Source organism: Hydrogenophaga sp., from assembly GCF_018780385.1.
Lineage (GTDB): Bacteria > Pseudomonadota > Gammaproteobacteria > Burkholderiales > Burkholderiaceae_C > Hydrogenophaga.
On the sequence record NZ_JADMJO010000063.1, the window covers coordinates 39,388 to 56,145 of the forward strand.

Annotated in this window: 20 protein-coding genes; 15 read left to right on the forward strand and 5 right to left on the reverse strand. The window is 65.5% G+C overall.

Annotation, left to right across the window (positions count from 1 at the left end; all coding sequences use genetic code 11):
• Positions 1-105 precede the first annotated feature (105 nt).
• From IV113_RS18485 to IV113_RS18510, 6 genes are read left to right on the forward strand one after another with little or no spacing between them, the layout of a single operon-like run.
• Positions 106-606: a Fur family transcriptional regulator gene (locus IV113_RS18485; RefSeq protein WP_291087984.1), complete on the forward strand. Its 501-nt coding sequence runs from the start codon at positions 106-108 to the stop codon at positions 604-606.
• The gene (locus tag IV113_RS18490; RefSeq protein WP_291087987.1) at positions 603-1,259 is read left to right on the forward strand and encodes an ATP-binding cassette domain-containing protein; all 657 of its coding nucleotides are present in this window, start codon (positions 603-605) and stop codon (positions 1,257-1,259) included. Before IV113_RS18485 ends, IV113_RS18490 begins: the two co-directional genes overlap by 4 nt.
• Positions 1,256-2,479, forward strand: a complete 1,224-nt coding sequence (locus IV113_RS18495; RefSeq protein ID WP_291087988.1) for an FtsX-like permease family protein — start codon at positions 1,256-1,258, stop codon at positions 2,477-2,479. The genes IV113_RS18490 and IV113_RS18495 overlap by 4 nt, the downstream gene beginning before the upstream one ends.
• A gap of 5 nt (positions 2,480-2,484) precedes the next feature.
• Complete coding sequence (locus IV113_RS18500) at positions 2,485-2,724, forward strand: conotoxin (RefSeq protein WP_291087990.1); 240 nt, start codon at positions 2,485-2,487, stop codon at positions 2,722-2,724.
• Between the two features lie 26 nt (positions 2,725-2,750).
• Positions 2,751-3,305, forward strand: coding sequence for a DUF3299 domain-containing protein (locus IV113_RS18505; protein ID WP_291088049.1), 555 nt, complete (start codon positions 2,751-2,753; stop codon positions 3,303-3,305).
• An 18-nt stretch (positions 3,306-3,323) separates the two neighbouring features.
• The gene (locus IV113_RS18510) at positions 3,324-4,280 is read left to right on the forward strand and encodes an AEC family transporter (protein WP_291087992.1); all 957 of its coding nucleotides are present in this window, start codon (positions 3,324-3,326) and stop codon (positions 4,278-4,280) included.
• 126 nt (positions 4,281-4,406) lie between these two features.
• Here the strand turns inward: IV113_RS18510 and IV113_RS18515 are convergent, their stop codons facing one another.
• The gene (locus tag IV113_RS18515) at positions 4,407-4,862 is read right to left on the reverse strand and encodes a TM2 domain-containing protein (RefSeq protein WP_291088051.1); all 456 of its coding nucleotides are present in this window, start codon (positions 4,860-4,862) and stop codon (positions 4,407-4,409) included.
• A complete protein-coding gene (locus IV113_RS18520; RefSeq protein WP_291088054.1) occupies positions 4,862-5,392 on the reverse strand; it encodes a GNAT family N-acetyltransferase in 531 nt (176 codons plus the stop codon). Before IV113_RS18520 ends, IV113_RS18515 begins: the two co-directional genes overlap by 1 nt.
• 186 nt (positions 5,393-5,578) lie before the next feature.
• Between IV113_RS18520 and rpsP the strand changes: the two genes are divergently transcribed.
• From rpsP to IV113_RS18550, 6 genes are all read left to right on the forward strand, one after another.
• Positions 5,579-5,833 (forward strand): 30S ribosomal protein S16, encoded by a 255-nt coding sequence (gene rpsP, locus IV113_RS18525; protein WP_291087994.1) that lies wholly within the window; start codon positions 5,579-5,581, stop codon positions 5,831-5,833.
• Between the two features lie 16 nt (positions 5,834-5,849).
• The gene (gene rimM, locus IV113_RS18530; RefSeq protein ID WP_291087996.1) at positions 5,850-6,449 is read left to right on the forward strand and encodes a ribosome maturation factor RimM; all 600 of its coding nucleotides are present in this window, start codon (positions 5,850-5,852) and stop codon (positions 6,447-6,449) included.
• Positions 6,450-6,459: 10 nt separating this feature from the next.
• The gene (gene trmD, locus IV113_RS18535; RefSeq protein WP_291087998.1) at positions 6,460-7,236 is read left to right on the forward strand and encodes a tRNA (guanosine(37)-N1)-methyltransferase TrmD; all 777 of its coding nucleotides are present in this window, start codon (positions 6,460-6,462) and stop codon (positions 7,234-7,236) included.
• Between the two features lie 145 nt (positions 7,237-7,381).
• Positions 7,382-7,747 carry a 50S ribosomal protein L19 gene (rplS, locus tag IV113_RS18540; RefSeq protein ID WP_056276479.1) on the forward strand — a complete coding sequence of 122 codons (366 nt, stop codon included), beginning with the start codon at positions 7,382-7,384 and terminating at the stop codon, positions 7,745-7,747.
• Between the two features lie 117 nt (positions 7,748-7,864).
• Positions 7,865-8,542, forward strand: coding sequence for a CoA pyrophosphatase (locus IV113_RS18545; RefSeq protein WP_291088000.1), 678 nt, complete (start codon positions 7,865-7,867; stop codon positions 8,540-8,542).
• Positions 8,543-8,586: 44 nt separating this feature from the next.
• Positions 8,587-9,516 (forward strand): CobD/CbiB family protein, encoded by a 930-nt coding sequence (locus IV113_RS18550; protein ID WP_291088002.1) that lies wholly within the window; start codon positions 8,587-8,589, stop codon positions 9,514-9,516.
• An 18-nt stretch (positions 9,517-9,534) separates the two neighbouring features.
• On the opposite strand, the gene rsgA is transcribed toward IV113_RS18550, so the two are convergent.
• The 3 genes from rsgA to IV113_RS18565 are packed head-to-tail and all read right to left on the reverse strand — an operon-like array spanning position 9,535 to position 12,075.
• Positions 9,535-10,482 (reverse strand): ribosome small subunit-dependent GTPase A, encoded by a 948-nt coding sequence (gene rsgA / locus IV113_RS18555; protein ID WP_291088004.1) that lies wholly within the window; start codon positions 10,480-10,482, stop codon positions 9,535-9,537.
• Positions 10,482-10,802: a 4a-hydroxytetrahydrobiopterin dehydratase gene (locus IV113_RS18560; protein WP_291088007.1), complete on the reverse strand. Its 321-nt coding sequence runs from the start codon at positions 10,800-10,802 to the stop codon at positions 10,482-10,484. The genes rsgA and IV113_RS18560 overlap by 1 nt, the downstream gene beginning before the upstream one ends.
• A 7-nt stretch (positions 10,803-10,809) precedes the next feature.
• A complete protein-coding gene (locus IV113_RS18565; RefSeq protein WP_291088009.1) occupies positions 10,810-12,075 on the reverse strand; it encodes a M48 family metallopeptidase in 1,266 nt (421 codons plus the stop codon).
• A 101-nt stretch (positions 12,076-12,176) separates the two neighbouring features.
• Here IV113_RS18565 and orn point away from each other — a divergent pair, with 101 nt between their 5' ends.
• The 3 genes from orn (at position 12,177) to IV113_RS18580 (ending at position 16,706) form a co-directional block, all read left to right on the forward strand.
• Positions 12,177-12,782 carry an oligoribonuclease gene (orn, locus tag IV113_RS18570; protein WP_291088012.1) on the forward strand — a complete coding sequence of 202 codons (606 nt, stop codon included), beginning with the start codon at positions 12,177-12,179 and terminating at the stop codon, positions 12,780-12,782.
• A gap of 5 nt (positions 12,783-12,787) precedes the next feature.
• On the forward strand, positions 12,788-14,383 hold the full coding sequence (locus IV113_RS18575) for an inorganic phosphate transporter (protein ID WP_291088014.1): 1,596 nt from the start codon (positions 12,788-12,790) through the stop codon (positions 14,381-14,383).
• A 364-nt stretch (positions 14,384-14,747) separates the two neighbouring features.
• Positions 14,748-16,706: a DEAD/DEAH box helicase gene (locus tag IV113_RS18580; protein ID WP_291088017.1), complete on the forward strand. Its 1,959-nt coding sequence runs from the start codon at positions 14,748-14,750 to the stop codon at positions 16,704-16,706.
• Positions 16,707-16,758 lie beyond the last annotated feature (52 nt).

The window sequence follows — 16,758 nt, forward strand, 5'->3', positions numbered from 1 at the left end:
ATGGGGTGTGGCCGGGGAGTGTAGCTATGCGCCTCGTATTGCAACTGAATTGCGTTAATATCCGCACGAACGCAACTGGGTTGCATTAATTTGGAAAAGCTTGCCGTGTCCCTTCGCACCCGCCTCGCGCTCAATGGTGTGCCACCTGAGGTTCAGTCTCGGATGGAAGCCGCGGGCCTGCGCCGAACCTTGGCCACCCGCGCCGTGCTCGGCCTGTTTCTGGCCCGGCCCGCTGGCGGGCTGACCCACGCGCAGACGCTCGCCTCGCTCACCGCGCGCGGCCTGGAGATCAACCGCGTCACCCTCTACCGCCTGCTTGAGCGCCTGGCTGCCTGCGGCGTGTTGCAGCGCCACACCGACGAGCAGGCGCGCACCTGGCGTTTCAGCCTGGTCCTGCCTGCGTCGCCGGCGGTGGAAGAGGGCGCACTGCCGCGCTTCGAATGCGACGCCTGCCACCGGCAGTTCCGGCTCACGGAAGCCAGCGAACCCACGCGGGCCGTGACTCACGATCTGTTCGCGGCGCTGGCCAGGCTCGGGCACCACGGCGAGCGGATGGACGTCTCGATCCATGGCACCTGCGCAGACTGTTCGGAGTCCGCCCCGTGATTCACAGCCACGGCCTGCAATACACCTACCCGCGTGGCGAGCCGCTGCGGTTTGGTGATGTGTCGGTGGCGCAGGGTGGCACGCTGCTCTTGCGCGGGCCCTCGGGCAGCGGCAAGTCGACCTGGCTGGCGCTGGCCAGTGGCCTGCTCACGGCCACAGCGGGTGAGGTGGTGGTGAGCGGGCAGTCGGTGGGTGCATTGCCTGCCAACGCGCGCGACCGCTGGCGTGCGCGGCACATCGGCTTCCTGCCGCAGAAACTGCACTTGAGCGAAGCCCTGTCGGTGGTGGACAACCTGGGGCTGGTGTTCTTTGCTGCAGGCCTGCCGGTGGACCGGGCCACCGTCGCCCAAACCTTGCAGGCCTTGGGCATTGAGGCACTTGCAACGCGCCGGCCTTCGCAACTCTCGGGCGGACAGGCGCAACGCGTTGCGCTGGCCCGCGCGCTGCTGCTGCACCCCGGTGTGATCCTGGCCGATGAGCCCACCGCCAGCCTGGACGACGAGGCCTGCGCCGCTTCGTTGAACCTGTTGAGCACTTGCGCGAGCAGATTGAACGCCACGCTGGTGATCGCCACCCACGATGCGCGGGTGTTGCAGGCGTTGCCGCAGGCACGCCTGCTTGAGTTCAATGCCGCTGTGCAGGTCGCCGCATGAACGTGTTCGGCCTGTCGTGGCGTTATCTGTGGTCGCGCCCGCTCGCCACCGTGCTCAACCTGCTTTTGCTCGCCCTCGGCCTGGCCTCGATGGCCTTTGTGCTGATTGCACGCGACCAGATCGACCGCGCCTTCGAGCGCGACCTCGCCGGCATCGATGTGGTGGTCGGTGCCAAGGGCAGCCCGATGCAGTTGATCCTCTCGGGCGTGTTCCACATCGACGTGCCGCCGGGCAACATCCCGCTGGCCGAGGTGCAGCGGCTTGCGCAGCACCCGCAGGTGGCCAAAGTCATCCCGCTGAGCCTGGGCGACAACCTGCAGGGCTTCCGCATCGTGGGCACCACGCCAGCCTACGCCGAGCACTATGGCGTGAAAGTGGCCGAGGGAGCCCTGTGGTCCAGGCCGATGCAGGCGGTGCTGGGCGCCCAGGTGGCCAGCAGCACCGGTTTGCAAACGGGTCAGGCCTTCGAGGGCGTCCACGGCCTGGGTGCGGGTGGCGCCATGCACGGCGAAACGCCCTACACCGTGAGCGGTGTGCTCGCGCCTTGCGGGTGCGTGCTCGATCGGCTGGTGCTCACCGCCACCGAATCGGTCTGGCAGGTGCACGACGACATGCACGCGGGCGACGGCATGGACGAGGCCGAACGCCTTGAACTTGCCCAAGCGCTGGCCGATGAGCGCGAGGTGACCCTGGCGCTGATCACCTACAACACTCCGATGGCCGCGGTGAGTTTCCCGCGTTTCATCAACAGCACCACGTCCATGCAGGCTGCCGCACCGGCGCTGGAGATCACGCGGCTGCTCAGCATGGTGGGCGTGGGTACACAAATGCTCCAGGGCCTTGCTGCCGTGCTGCTGGGCGTGGCCGCCCTCTCGGTCTTCATTGCCCTGTGGAGCGCGGTGCGCGAGCGCCGGGGCGACCTCGCCATGCTGCGCATGCTGGGCGCTCCGGCGGCCCGTGTGGCCGCGTTGCTGTTGTGCGAAGCCCTGTGGCTGGCTGCACTGGCCTGTGTGCTCGGCGTGCTGGTGGCGCATGGCCTGGTGGTGCTGCTGGGTGCCATGTTGATGGACAGCCAGTCGCTGGCCATCAATGGCTGGCAATGGGTTCCGGCCGAGGGCTGGGTTCCCGTGCTGGCCCTGGGGGTGGCGGTGGTGGCGGCGCTGGTGCCGGTCGTCAGTGCCTACCGTGTCGACGTTTCTCAACTTCTCAATTCAAGGTGATCTCGATGAAAAAAACCGTTCTGTTCCTGACCGCCGTGCTCCTGTCCGGTGCCGCCATGGCCCAACATTCCGACAAGGAAACGAAGGAGGACATCCAGCGCCACCGCGGCATGGCCGCTGCGCACGAAGGCGCTGCCAAGTGCCTGGAAGCCGGCAAAGGCGAAAAGGTCTGCATGGAGGAACTCCAGGCCGCCTGCAAGGGTCTCGCACTGGGTAAATACTGTGGCATGCGTCACGCCCATTGACACCCCGAGCAAGCACCATGAAACCGATGCCGATGCGAAACCTCTTCAGTGGCCTGTGTCTGAGCAGCGCCATGGGGGTGGGCGTGTCCGCGCAGACGCTGAGTTCACCGCTGCCACCGGACACCCCGCCGCCCGCCAATGCGTCTGAGGGCTCGGCGTTGCCACACGGGCGGGGCGCTGGCGTGCACAGCCCGCTGAGTCCGTTTGCGCCGCTGCCCAAGCGAACCGACGTGGTGGCCTGGTCCACCCTCACCGACATCACCACCCGGGTGGAGAAAAAGCGGATCGTGCCGGTGTATCCCGCGCCGGTGGCCGCGCTCAACCAGAAGACGCTGCGCCTGCAGGGTTTCATGATGCCGCTGGAGCCGGGCGAGAACCAGCGCCATTTCCTGCTCGCCTCGGTGCCTCTCACCTGCGGCTTCTGCACGCCCGGCGGGCCGGAGAGCATGGTCGAGGTGCGCACGAAGACGCCGGTGAAATACAAGCTTGAAGCGGTGGTGGTCGAGGGCACCTTTCATGTGCTGCAGAACGATCCCTACGGTCTGTACTACCGCATCACCAACGCGGTGGGCGTTCCCTAGCGCGGATACCATCGGCGGGTGAACCTTGCTGCCCACCCCGCCGTCGCTTCCCTCACTCCCGTCTTTCTCCTGATGGCCATCGGCTTCCTCGCCGGGCGGCTGCAATGGATCCGGGACGCCGCGGTGAAGGACCTCTCCAACCTCGTGTTCCTCGTGCTGATCCCGGCGCTGCTGTTTCGCACCATGAGCGCGGTGCGATTCGAAGAACTCGACCTGCGACCGGTGTTGGCGTATTTCCCCGCCGCGTTGTTGCTGCTGGCGGTATCCATCGCCTGGCGCGGCTTCAACCGCGCCAGCGTGGTCATGGCCATGGCCGGGGTGTTCTCCAACATGGTGATGATCGGTATCACGCTGGTCGAACTGGCCTATGGCAAGGCCGGTTTGGTCACGCTCTTGACGCTGGTGTCTGTGCATGCGCTGATCCTGCTCACCACCGGCTCAGTGGTGCTGGAGTTGGCCGTGGCGCGCGAGGCGCGCGCGGGCGGTGAACGTGCGCCGCATCTTCTGCAAACAGCGACCTCGGCCATCAAAGGAGCGCTCATCCACCCCATTCCCCTGCCCATCATCAGCGGCCTGCTGTTCTCCCAGACCGGCTGGGCCTTGCCCTCGGTGATCGACAAACCCCTGCTGTTGCTGGGCAACGCCTTCGGCCCGCTCTCGCTGGTGTTGATGGGTGTGACGCTGGCCAGCACCCCGCTGCGGGGACACCTGCGGGACGCGTTGTGGATCACCCTGTCCAAGAACCTCCTGCTGCCCGTGATGGTGGGCCTGAGCGCCTGGGCGCTGGGCATCACCGGTCTGCCGCTGACCGTGATCGTGGTGGCCGGCGCCCTGCCCATCGGCGCCAACGTGTTCTTGTTTGCGCAGCGCTACGACGTGGCTCAGGAGCTCACCACCGCCAGCATGGGCATGACCACGCTGGTGTCGCTATTCACCCTGAGCTTTTTCATGCTTGCCATGTCCTGGCTGACCTGATGCACGACAGCCTTGTCGGCGGCAGCAGTTTCAAGCCAGAACACCGCGGAACCGGCTTTGCCGGGCCGCAGGTGTTGCCCCCTGAGGGGGTGACGCGCGACAGCGCGGCGCGGGGGTGAGCCAAAGTCATTGGCTGATCTTGCGGGCCTCTTCGATCTGGTATTCGAAGTAGCGCTGGAAGCCGAACGCCAGACTGCCCATGAAGGCCACGGTGCCCATGAGCAGCGCGAGCACCAGTGTCCCGATGGTGAGCCAATGGGTGGCGCCGGCACTGGCGTCCGCCGGCAGCGTCGGGTTGAACCAGCGGTTCCACTTTTCGCGATCGGTCAGCGCATAGACGATGCCGGTGAGGCAACCCGCGGCAATGGTCATGCCCAGCAGCGGGATCAGCACCCACGAGAGCTTGTCGTCCTGCCCGTAGGTGAGCACGCGGTCCACGCCCCACCAGCCCAGGGCTGCGGGAATCGGGTGCAACCAGCCAATCCAGTCGCCCGGGCCTCGCAGGTAGAAGCGGTGCAGCCCGAGCGTGCCTCCGAGCACCGCCAGCACCGCGGCCAGCGTCTTGTTCTTGCCTCGGCCGATCACGCGGCGCTTTCGGGGGGCGTGGTGTCGCCCGCACCCAGTGTTTTCTGCATCAGCACGATGTCCAGCCAGCGGTCGAACTTCCAGCCACACGACTGAATCACGCCCACGGTCTCGAACCCCAGCGCTTTGTGCACACCGATGGAACCCGCGTTGGCGGAGTCGCCGATCACCGCCATGACCTTGCGCACACCACCGCGTTCCAGCGCGGCCATCAGCTCGGCCAGCAGTGCGCGGCCCAGGCCCTTGCGATGTGCAGCCGGGTCCATGTAGATCGAGTCTTCCACCGAGAAGCGGTAGGCCGGCCGGGGTTTGAACCAGTTGCCGTACGCAAAGCCCACCACCTGGCCGCCGTCTTCGGCCACCAGCCAGGGCAGGCCCTTGGACAACACGTCGGCGCGGCGCGTGGTCATGTCGGCCAGGCTGGGCGGCGTGGTTTCAAAGGTGCCGGTGCCGTGCAGCACATGGTGACCATAGATGCGGGTGATGGCGTCGAGATCGTCGTCTCGGCTGGGGCGAATCGTGGGCATGGGGCGTTTCAGGACGAACAGGGTGGAGTCGGTGACCGTGGTGGCCACCAGACGGGCTATAATCGCGGGTTTCGTGGCGTTTCGCTGACCGGGTGGTCAGTCGTGTGTCTCAAGCGCTGCAGATAAGCGGATCGCAAGATCCAGTGATGTGCCAATTTCGGCACCTCTCCACCCGAAGGATAAATCATGGTCGTCATTCGACTTTCCCGCGGCGGCTCCAAAGCCCGTCCTTTCTACAACATCGTCGTTGCAGACAAGCGCAACCGCCGCGATGGCCGCTTCATCGAGCGCATCGGTTTTTACAACCCCCTGGCACGCGGCGGCGAAGAGCCCCTGCGTATCGCGCTGGACCGCCTGACCTACTGGACCGGCGTGGGCGCCACCCCGTCCGACACGGTGGAGCGTCTGGTCAAGCAGAACGCCGCCAAGGTCGCGGCCTGATCCTGCTGACCGCCCGGTGAGCAGCCCCGCGTCTGGCGCCTTCGCGGCGTCGTCCCTACCGACCGATGCGGTCGAGTTGGGGCGCATACAAGACGCGTGGGGCATCAAGGGTTGGGTTCGAATCCTTCCCTACAGTGCCGACACTTCGGCACTGATCGCTTCCCAACAATGGTTCCTCGAGCCGCCCGAAGCCCGCTTCGCGCGCGGCTTTTCGGCGTTTTCCGGCTGCGTGAGCGTTGGACTTGTTGAGGTCAAGCCTCACACCGATGGTCTGGTTGCCCAGATCGAAGGTGTGAACGATCGCAACTCGGCCGAAGCGCTCAAGGGTGTTCGCCTCTATTTGCCGCGCAGCGCCTTTCCCGCCACGCCCGAGGGTGAGTACTACTGGGTCGACCTGATCGGCCTGGAAGTGGTCAACCGCGAAGGCGTGCCTCTGGGCGTGGTGCGTGACCTCATGGCCACCGGGCCCAATTCCGTGTTGGTCCTGGAATACACCGACACCATCGACGGTGTTGAACAAGTGGCCGAACGCATGATTCCGTTTGTGGCCGCCTACATCGACGATGTGGACAAGGTGAAACGCCGCATCACAGCCGACTGGCAACTGGACTATTAGGTCCCCCCTGATGCGCTTCGACGTCATCACCCTGTTTCCTGAGCTGTTCGCTCCCTTCCTGCAGCACGGCATCAACCGCCGCGCCTTCGAGTCAGGTCTGGTGGATGTGCACCTGTGGAATCCGCGCGATTTCGCCGAGGGAAACTACCGACGCGTGGACGACCGTCCGTTTGGAGGCGGCCCCGGCATGGTCATGATGGCCGAGCCGCTGTGGCAGTGCTTGCAGGCGGTGCGCGCTGAGCGGGCGAAACCTGAAGGCGACCGAGCCCCTGTCGTGTTGTTCTCTCCCATCGGCGAGGCGCTCAACCACGCTGGTGTTGAAGGCTGGTCGGGCAGCCAGGGCGCGGTACTGCTTTGCGGACGTTACGAAGGCATCGATCAGCGTTTCATCGACGCCTGTGTCGACCTGCAGATCAGTCTGGGCGATTTTGTGCTCTCGGGGGGCGAGATCGCCGCCATGGCGCTGCTCGATGCGGTGGCGCGCCTGCAGCCTGGCGTGTTGAGCGATGAGGGCAGCCACCAGCAAGACAGTTTCAATCCCGCGCTGGACGGCCTGCTCGACAGCCCGCACCACACACGCCCGGAAATCTGGCAGGGGCCGAAGGGCCCGATGCCTGTGCCGGAGGTGTTGCTGGGTGGTCACCACGAGCGCATCGCACGGCATCGCCGCGAGCAGAGCCTGAGGATCACCGCCCACCAGCGGCCGGACCTCCTGGCACGCGCCCGGGAGCAGGGTTTGCTCGATGCCGCGGACCTGACTTTCCTGCGCGCCCAGGGATTGCTATAATCCAAGGCTTTTCGATCCTCTACCGGCCGCCGCGACCGGGTCAGCCCGCAATCCTCGAGCAGAATGTCTGCAACAGGTTGGACAGGGCCCCTGCCGGATTCGTGGCCTTTAGTGCAGCGCGGGAATGATCGACGAACAGGAAACCATGAACCTCATCCAGACCCTTGAGCAAGAAGAAATTGCTCGCCTCGGCAAAGTCATTCCGCCGTTTTCCCCCGGTGACACGGTCATCGTCAGCGTGAACGTGATCGAAGGCACCCGCAAGCGTTTGCAGGCCTACGAAGGTGTGGTGGTTGCCCGCCGCAACCGTGGCCTGAACTCCAGCTTCATCGTGCGCAAGATCTCCAACGGTGAAGGCGTCGAGCGCACCTTTCCGCTGTACAGCCCGCTGATCGCCAAAATCGAAGTCAAGCGCCGTGGTGACGTGCGCCGTGCCAAGCTGTACTACCTGCGCGATCGCAGCGGCAAGTCGGCACGTATCAAGGAAAAGCTGGGCAGCAAGGCCGCATAAGCCTTCGCGTGCACCGCGATACGAAAGCCGCTCTTCGGAGCGGCTTTTTTTCGTCTGGTTTCAACGCCGGGCCGCCCCAAGGCGGAGCGTGGGGCATGTCGCTATGCTGTGACTCACATGACCCAACTCCTGCCCGCGTTCGATCCGCGTCTCGTGCCCATCGTCAACGCCGACGAAATCACGCACCCTGCCCATCCCGAGCGCCTCACCGCCAACGGGCTGCGCGAGCTGTTCGCCAACCCTCCGGTCTGGACGCCCGAGCTGGTGCGTGAGATCAAATTTGCCGACCGCGCGCCCGCCCATGCGGCTGTACTGCTGCCGTTGGTGATGCGCGACGAGCTCACCTTGTTGCTGACCCAGCGCACGGCCCACCTCTCCACACATTCAGGTCAGATCGCCTTGCCCGGTGGCAAGCTCGATGCCACCGACGCGGATGCCACGGCGGCCGCGTTGCGCGAAACGTTTGAAGAGATCGGTTTGCCACCGGAACGCATCGAGGTGTTGGGCACGTTGCCCGTGTACGTCACGGGCACCTCGTTCATCGTCACGCCGGTGGTGGGACTGGTGCAGCCGGGATTCGAGCTGTTGCCCAACCCCGACGAGGTGGACGACGTGTTCGAAGTGCCGCTGTCGTTCCTCATGAATCCGCTGCACCACCGCCGCCATGCGTTCGACTTCGAAGGCGTGGTGCGCGAGTGGTACTCCATGCCTTACCAGGACGGGGACCAGGAGCGATTCATCTGGGGCGCCACCGCAGGCATGCTGCGCAACTTCTACCGCCTGCTCAGCGCCTGATCCGCTTCGCTGGTCTGCGCCGCGCAGGCCACTATGATCGGCCCATGGGTTTTTTCGCCATCCTCATTGCCTTGCTGCTGGAGCAGGCGCGTCCACTGGCCTACGACAACGTGGTGCACGCCGCGCTGCGCGGTTGGTCCCGCACGGTTCGCCGCAACCTCGATGCGGGTGAGTCCTCGCACGGCTGGGTGGCCTGGGGGCTGGCCGTGGGGGTGCCCGCAATTCTGGTTGCGCTGGTGCACTGGGGCTTGTGGTGGTTCAGCTCGGTGCTGGCCTTTGTGTGGATGGTGGCGGTGCTGTATGTGACGCTGGGCTTTCGCCAGTTCAGTCACCATTTCAGCGAAATCCGCAACGCGCTTGAAGAAGGCAACGATGCGCTGGCGCGCGAGAAGCTCGCGGCCTGGCTTCGGGTTGATGCCTCCAGCCTGCCGCGCAGCGAGTTGCTGCGCCAGGTGATCGAACACTCGGTGCTCTCTGCACACCGCCATGTATTCGGTGTGCTGGTGTGTTTTGTGGTGTTCTGGGCGTTGGGGTTGGGGCCCGCTGGCGCGGTGTTCTACCGTTCGGCCGAATACCTGTCGCGCAACTGGCGCGCACGCCCCGATGGCACACCGAGCCTGGCCTTGCAACAAGCGGCTGCACGCGCCTGGGCCTTCGTCGACCATGTGCCCGCCCGCGTGACGGCGCTGGGCTTTGCTGTGGTGGGCAATTTCGAGGAAGCCGTGGCCAGCTGGCGCGGCGATGCCGAGCGGTTTGCGCCAGGCAGCGACGGCGTGGTCCTGGCGGCCACATCAGGCGCACTCAACGTGCGCCTCACACCGCAACCGGACCCCACACTGCTGATCGACGAAAGTGATCCGGGCAGCCGACCCGAGCCGCAACTGGCGCACCTGGGCAGCGTCGTGGGGCTGGTCTGGCGCGCCGTGGTGCTGTGGATGCTGCTGCTCGCGCTGGTCACGCTCGCGCGCTTCTGAGCCTGCTCAGTACTTGCCTCAGTACTTGCGCTTGTCCGACAGCTCGGCGAACAGCTCTCGGTAGAGCCGGTACCGGTTCTCGCTGATCGCCAGCGGATCGCCCCCGGTCACTTCGGCACCACCCGTCTGCACATGCGCGACCACCGCACAGCCCGGCTCGTGCAGGTGGGTGCAGTTGTAGAAGCGGCAGCTGCCCAGCGTCGCGTTCAGGTCGGGCATGAGGTGCGCTAGCTGCATGGGTTCGATGTGGTTCAGTCCAAATTCCTGGAACCCGGGTGAGTCGATCAGTGCCGTGCTGCGAGCTTCGTCCACCCAATACCAGGTGGTGCTGGTGGTCGTGTGTTTGCCCGAGTTCAGCGCGCGCGAGATTTCGCCGGTGAGCGCCTTGGCCATGGGAACCAGCCGGTTCACCAGGGTGCTCTTGCCCACACCTGACGGACCCAGCACGAGGGTGCGTTTGCCGGCCAGGCTCTGTTGCAGGGCATCGAGGCCATCGTCCCCACCAGCGTCCTGGCCTTCTGCCTTGAGTCGAAGCGGCATCACCGTGCAACCCATGCGGCGGTAGGGGTCCAGCCGTGCCCAGGCGCGGTCGAAGGCGGGCTGCAGATCGCTCTTGTTGAGAACGATCAGCACCTCGATGCGCTCGGCCTGCGCGGCGATCAAGGCGCGCGCGAGCTGGCTTTCGGAAAATTCGGGGTCGGCGGCCACCAGCACCAGCACCTGGTCGAGGTTGGCGGCGAACGACTTGGTGCGCATCTCGTCCTGCCGGTAAAACAGGTTGCGCCGCTCGTCCACGCGCTCGATGCTGCCTTCGTCGCCGGTGATCTGCCATTGCACCTGATCACCGACCACCACCTGACTCTTCTTGCCCCGGGGATGGCAGATGCGGCGTTCGCCGTCGGTGCTTTCCACCATGCAGTGGCGGCCGTGGGCCGCCACCACCAGACCGGTCTGGAGATCGGCCATCAGTCCTTCTGCAGCGCGTCCACCGCGCCCGCGCAATGGAAGTCGCTCACCGAAATGCCGCCCACGTCGTGCGTGTTGAAGCGCACCGTGCAGCGGCTGTAGCCCAGGGTCAGGTCGGGGTGGTGGTCCTCGCGGTGGGCGATCCAGGCCACCGCGTTCACGAAGGCCATGGTCTCGTGGAAGTTGGCGAACGTGAAGGTTTTCTCCAACGAGCCCTCGAGCAGTTTCCAGCCCTGAACGGATTCGCCGTTGAGTTGGGTGAGCTGGCTCACGATTTCGGTGGCCGAGAGGGCGCGGCGGTTCTGGTGGATGGGGTTCATGGGTTCTTCAAGCAGCGGCTTGCAGGCGCGTCAGGCGCTCGCTGGCCGGCGGGTGGGAGTAGTAGAAGCGCGCGTACACCGGGTCGGGTGTGAGCGTGCTGGCGTTGTCCTTGTAGAGCTTGAGCAACGCGCTGGCGAGATCGGCGCCGTTGGTCTGAGCCACGGCGTAGGCATCGGCCTCGAACTCGTGTTTGCGCGAGAGCTGCGCCATCAGGGGCGAGAGGAAGAAGGTGAGCAAGGGCACGACCATCATGAACAGGATGAGCGCCAATGCGTTGTTGGGCGCGTCCAGAGAAGGCATGACGCCCAGACCGGTGAAGAACCAAGCCTGGCTGGACACCCAACCCAGCAGCGCGAAACCGGCGAGGCTCAGTGTGAACATCAGCCCGATGCGCTTGATGATGTGGCGGCGCTTGTAGTGGCCCAGCTCGTGCGCCAGCACGGCGTCGATTTCTTCGGGGCTGAGCTGCTTGAGCAGGGTGTCGAAGAACACCACGCGCTTGGCCGCGCCAAAACCGGTGAAGTAGGCGTTGGCGTGGGCGCTGCGCTTGCTGCCGTCCATCACGAACAGGCCCTTGGCGGCGAAGCCGCAGCGTTGCATGAGTGCATTCACGCGGGCCTTCAGGGTTTCATCGGACAAAGGTTCGAACTTGTTGAAGAGGGGCGCGATCACCGTCGGGTAGAGCACCAGCGCAAGAAGGTTGAAGACCATCCAGGCGCCCCAGGCCCAAAGCCACCACGCCGGGCCTGCCGCGCCCATGAGCCACAGCAAGAGCGCTGCGATCGGCAGGCCGATCAGCGCGCCGACCAATGTGCCCTTGAGCAAGTCGCCCAGCCAGAGCGAGAGCGTCATCTTGTTGAAGCCGAAGCGTTCTTCAATGCGGAACGTGGCGTACCAGCCCAAGGGCAGTGTGATCAGGCCGCCAATGACGGCGAACGATCCCAGCAGCGCCAGCTGTTGCACCATGCCACCGCCCAGCGCCGCCAGCAGGGCCTGGTTGAGCCAGTCGAGGCCGCCCAGCAACGTCCAGCCAATCAGCAACGCGGCGTCGATGGCGATCTCCAGCAGGCCGAAGCGCGTCTTGGTGATGGTGTAGTCGGCGGCTTTCTGGTGGGCGGCCACTGAAATGGTGTCGCTGAACGCGGCCGGCACGGTGCCACGGTTGCGGGCCACGTGGCGGATCTGCCGACTCGCGAGCACGGTGCGGATGACCAACCCCAACACCAGCAAGGCGCAGAAGAGGGCGGTGAAGGCGAGAGATGCGGTGTCCATGGGGTGGAGTCTATCGAAGACGGCCGCTGCCGCATGCCGTCGGGGGCTTGGTCGAACCGCCATGTTTCAGGGGTGTCCGGCCGATCGGTGAAAATCCGGGCATGACTTCTGCCCCCACTCCGGCCGACACGGCCCTGGCCCCCGCCGCCACCGACACCCCCACCCTCGCCAAAAGTGACCAGAACCTGGTCTGGATCGACTGCGAGATGAGTGGCCTGGACCCCGAAAAGGAACGTTTGCTGGAGATCGCGGTGATCATCACCGGCCCGCAGCTCACGCCACGCATCGAAGGCCCGGTGCTCGTGATCCATCAGAGCGACGCGGTGCTGGGCGCCATGGACAACTGGAACAAGGGCACGCACGGCAAGAGCGGCTTGATCGACAAGGTCAAGGCCAGCACCGTGACCGAAGAGCAGGCGCAGGCCGAGCTGCTGGCCTTCATCGGCAAGTACGTGCCCCGCAGCGGCTCGCCGATGTGTGGCAACACCATCAGCCAGGACCGCCGTTTCCTGGTGAAGTACATGCCCAAGCTCGAGGCGTACTTGCATTACCGGTGTCTTGATGTCAGCACGCTCAAGGAGCTGGCCAAGCGGTGGCGGCCCGAGGTGTACGACGCCTTCAAGAAGCACCAGAAGCACACCGCGCTGGCCGATGTGCACGAGTCCATCGACGAGCTGGAGCATTACCGCACGCATTTCCTGCGCTGATTTCCATGGGGAAAAACGCCGCTTTCCGCTTCATCGCCAAGCACCAGGACGCTCTGCAACTGGGTGCCGCGCTGCTGTTCCTGGGGTTGGTCGGGGTCAGCGCGCACGTCATGGGGAGTACTTCGGCGGGCTTGACTCCGGCGGCCACATGGTTGCTCGTCGTGGCCACAGCGGTCGGGGTTTACATGGCCATGAACATCGGGGCCAATGACGTGGCGAACAACATGGGGCCGGCGGTGGGTTCGGGCGCCATGACCATGGGCGCGGCCCTCGCGGTGGCGGCGCTGTTCGAGGCGTTGGGTGCCATCGTCGCTGGCGGCGAGGTGGTGAACACGATCAAGAGCGGCATCGTCGACGCCAGCCAGTTCACCGACGCAGACACCTACGTCCAGGTCATGCTGGCCGCGCTGCTGGCCGCGGCCCTCTGGCTCAATCTGGCGACCGCGCTGGGAGCGCCCGTTTCCACCACCCACTCCATCATCGGGGCCATCATGGGCGCGGGCATTGCCGCCGGCGGCTGGGGCTTGATCAACTGGTACAACGTCGGCTCCATCGCCGTGAGCTGGGTGGTGTCACCACTCATGGGCGGCGCGCTGGCCGCGGGCTTCCTCTATGTCATCAAGCGCAGCGTGACCTACCGCAGCGACAGGACAGATGCCGCGCGACGCGTGGTGCCCTTGCTGATCGCGCTCATGGTCTGGGCATACACCACCTTCATGCTTCTCAAGGGTATGGGCCGACTGCTCACCATCGGGTTCCTCGAGGCGCTTCTGGCCGGTGCGGTTCTGGCGTTGGTGGTCTGGTGGTTGTCCCGCAAACCCTTTGCACGGCTGGCCTCTCGCCAGCGCAGCGGCAAGGACGGCGTCAACCGCCTGTTCACCTGGCCGCTGATCTGCTCGGCCGCACTGTTGAGCTTCGCCCATGGCGCCAACGATGTGGCCAATGCCGTCGGGCCACTGGCCGGCATCTACGAAGCCTTGCAAGGCGGCGCGGTCGCCGGCGCGGCTGTCTCGCCGTTGTGGATCCTGGTGATCGGCGCGCTGGGGCTGTCGGTGGGCCTGGTGCTCTACGGCTCCAAGTTGATTCGCACCGTGGGCCGCGAAATTACCGAGCTCGACAACATGCGCGCCTACGCGATCGCCATGGCCGTGGCGATCACGGTCATCACCGCCTCGCAGCTCGGCATTCCCGTGTCCACCACCCACATCGCCATCGGGGGAGTGTTCGGCGTGGGTTTCCTGCGCGAATTGCTCAAGGTGAACTACGCCAAGATGAAAGTGGTGGTGTTTTCTGGCCACCAGGGCGCCGACCGCGCCGAGGTCGAGGCTTACCTGCACCGCTTTGAAGCGGCCGAGGTGCAGGAGAAGACGCGCATGCTGGCCGAGATGAAGCGCCGCACCAAGCAGCGCGAGGCGACCGAAACCGCCGAGGGCGCCTTCCTTGCGAAGAAGGAACAGCGGGCCATGAAGAAGGCGATCAAAAAGGAGATCGTCAAACGCTCGGCCGTCATGCGCATCGTGGCCGCGTGGATCATCACCGTGCCCGCCACGGCGGTGCTGGCTGCCATCCTTTTCTACATCGTCAGAGCTGTTCTGAACTGAGCCCGAAAATCAGTTCAGGGTTTTCCCTCAACTTCAGGCTATAATCAGCGGCTTCGCAGGCAACTGCGATGATTTGTGCATCTGCCTCACACACAGGCCCCCCGATTGCAATCGGTGGCGCAGTCCTCCAAGGACCGCAACACCCGCCAGACTCTTCCGAGCCTGGCCAACGGATGGGGACCATTCGCTCCCAGCGTCACAGGATTCTTCCCAAGTGACCCCAGGCGCGTAGACCGTTTGATGGTTGATGTTTTGTAACCACGAACGGATCTAGCGCCATGGAGCGGCCACCCCTTGCGGGTCGGCTGTCCTTCCCAGCGTCTTCATTCGATCAATTGCGCATTTTTTTGGCGCATGGACGAACATGAGCGACTCTTTTGAAACGATGGGCGACTTCACGCCTGAAATCCTCTCTGCCGACATCGACGCAGAGATTTCTTCCACCGACACCCATGAGGCCACCCAGCCTGAAGTGCCTGCAGCACCCAACGGCTTCCAGCTGCTGGGTCTGGCACCCGAGCTGGTGCAGGCCTGTGCCGACCTCGGCTATGTGCAGCCCACCCAGGTGCAGAACAACGTGATTCCCAAGGCCATGCTGGCCGAAGGCGAGCAGCGTTTTGCCGACCTGATGGTCTCCAGCCAGACCGGCAGCGGCAAGACCGCCGCCTTCCTTCTGCCCGTGTTGCACACCCTGCTGCAACAGCGTGCCGATGCCGACGCCAAGGAACGTGCCGAGCGCGAACGCCTGACCGCCGAAGCCCTGGCCCGCGGCGAAGCACCGCCCAAGGCGCCCAAGCGCAAGGACCCGACCAGCTCGCGCAATTTCAAGGCCGCCACCCCCGGCGCCCTGATCCTGTGCCCCACGCGCGAACTCGCCCAACAGGTGGCCAACGATGCCATCGACCTGGTGCGCCATTGCCGTGGCCTGCGCGTGGCCAACGTGGTGGGCGGCATGCCTTACCAGTTGCAGATCGCCAAGCTGCAGAACGCCGACCTCGTGGTGGCCACGCCCGGCCGCCTGCTGGACCTGCAGCGCTCGCAGCAGCTCAAGCTCGACCAAGTGCAGTTCCTGGTGGTTGACGAAGCCGACCGCATGCTCGACCTGGGCTTCTCCGACGACCTGGCCGAAGTCAACGACCTCACCAGCCAGCGCCGCCAAACCATGATGTTCAGCGCCACGTTTGCGCCGCGCATCCAGCAGCTCGCCATGCGCGTGATGCACGACAGTGGCAAGCACGTGCAGAAGGTGCAGATCGACAGCCCGCAAGAGCAGCACGCCAACATCAAGCAGGTGCTGTTCTGGGCCGACAACGCCGACCACAAGCGCAAGCTGCTCGACCACTGGCTGCGCGACACCAGCATCAACCAGGCCATCGTGTTCGCCAGCACCCAGATCGAGTGCGACGGCCTCGCCAACGACCTGCAGCAAGAGGGCTTCTCGGCCGTCGCGCTGCACGGCGCGCTGAGCCAGGGCATCCGCAACCGCCGCCTGATGGCGCTGCGCGCCGGCCAGGTGCAGATCCTGGTGGCCACCGACGTCGCCGCCCGCGGCATCGACGTGCCCACCATCACCCACGTCTTCAACTTCGGCCTGCCGATGAAGGCCGAGGACTACACGCACCGCATCGGCCGCACCGGCCGTGCCGGCCGCGATGGCTTGGCCATCACCTTTGCCGAAGTGCGCGACCGTCGCAAGATCTTCGACATCGAGGCTTACACGCGCCAGCGCATCAACGTTGAAACCGTGACCGGCCTGGAGCCACGCCAGCGCGCACCGCAGGCCGAAACCTTCGGCCGTGGCCGCCCGGCAGGCCGCCCGAACGACCGCTTTGGCGGCAACGATCGCTTCGGTGGCAACGACCGCCGTGGTGGCCCTGCACCGCGCTTCGAAGCCCGCGCCGAGGCACCTCGCGTCGACCACAGCCGTCCCGGCACGCGCTTTGACCCGCGTTTCGAAGGCCGTGCCGAGCCGCAGCGTCCTGAAGGCCGCTTCGACAACCGCGGTGAGAACCGTTTCGGCGACCGTGGCGAGAACCGTGGCGAAGCCGGTGGTTACCGCCCCGACACGCGCCCCGCTGCCGGCCGCAACTTCGCCGACCGCGCACCCGCGCGTCCCGGCTTCGGCCCCAAGCCCGGCGGTTTCTCCAGCTTCGGCCGCAGCGACAAGCCCATGGGTGACCGGGGTGGCGATCGTGGTGCAGAACGTGGTGGCTTCAGCGACCGTGGCAACGCCGAGCGCGGCGCCATGCGCGGTGGTGAATTCGCACCGCGCCGTCCTGAAGGTGCTCCGTCGCGCCCGATGGCCCGCCGCAGCCCGCGTTAAGCCAGCTCAGGCCTTGCCGGCCTGACAAAAAACCAGACTTTCGAGTCTGGTT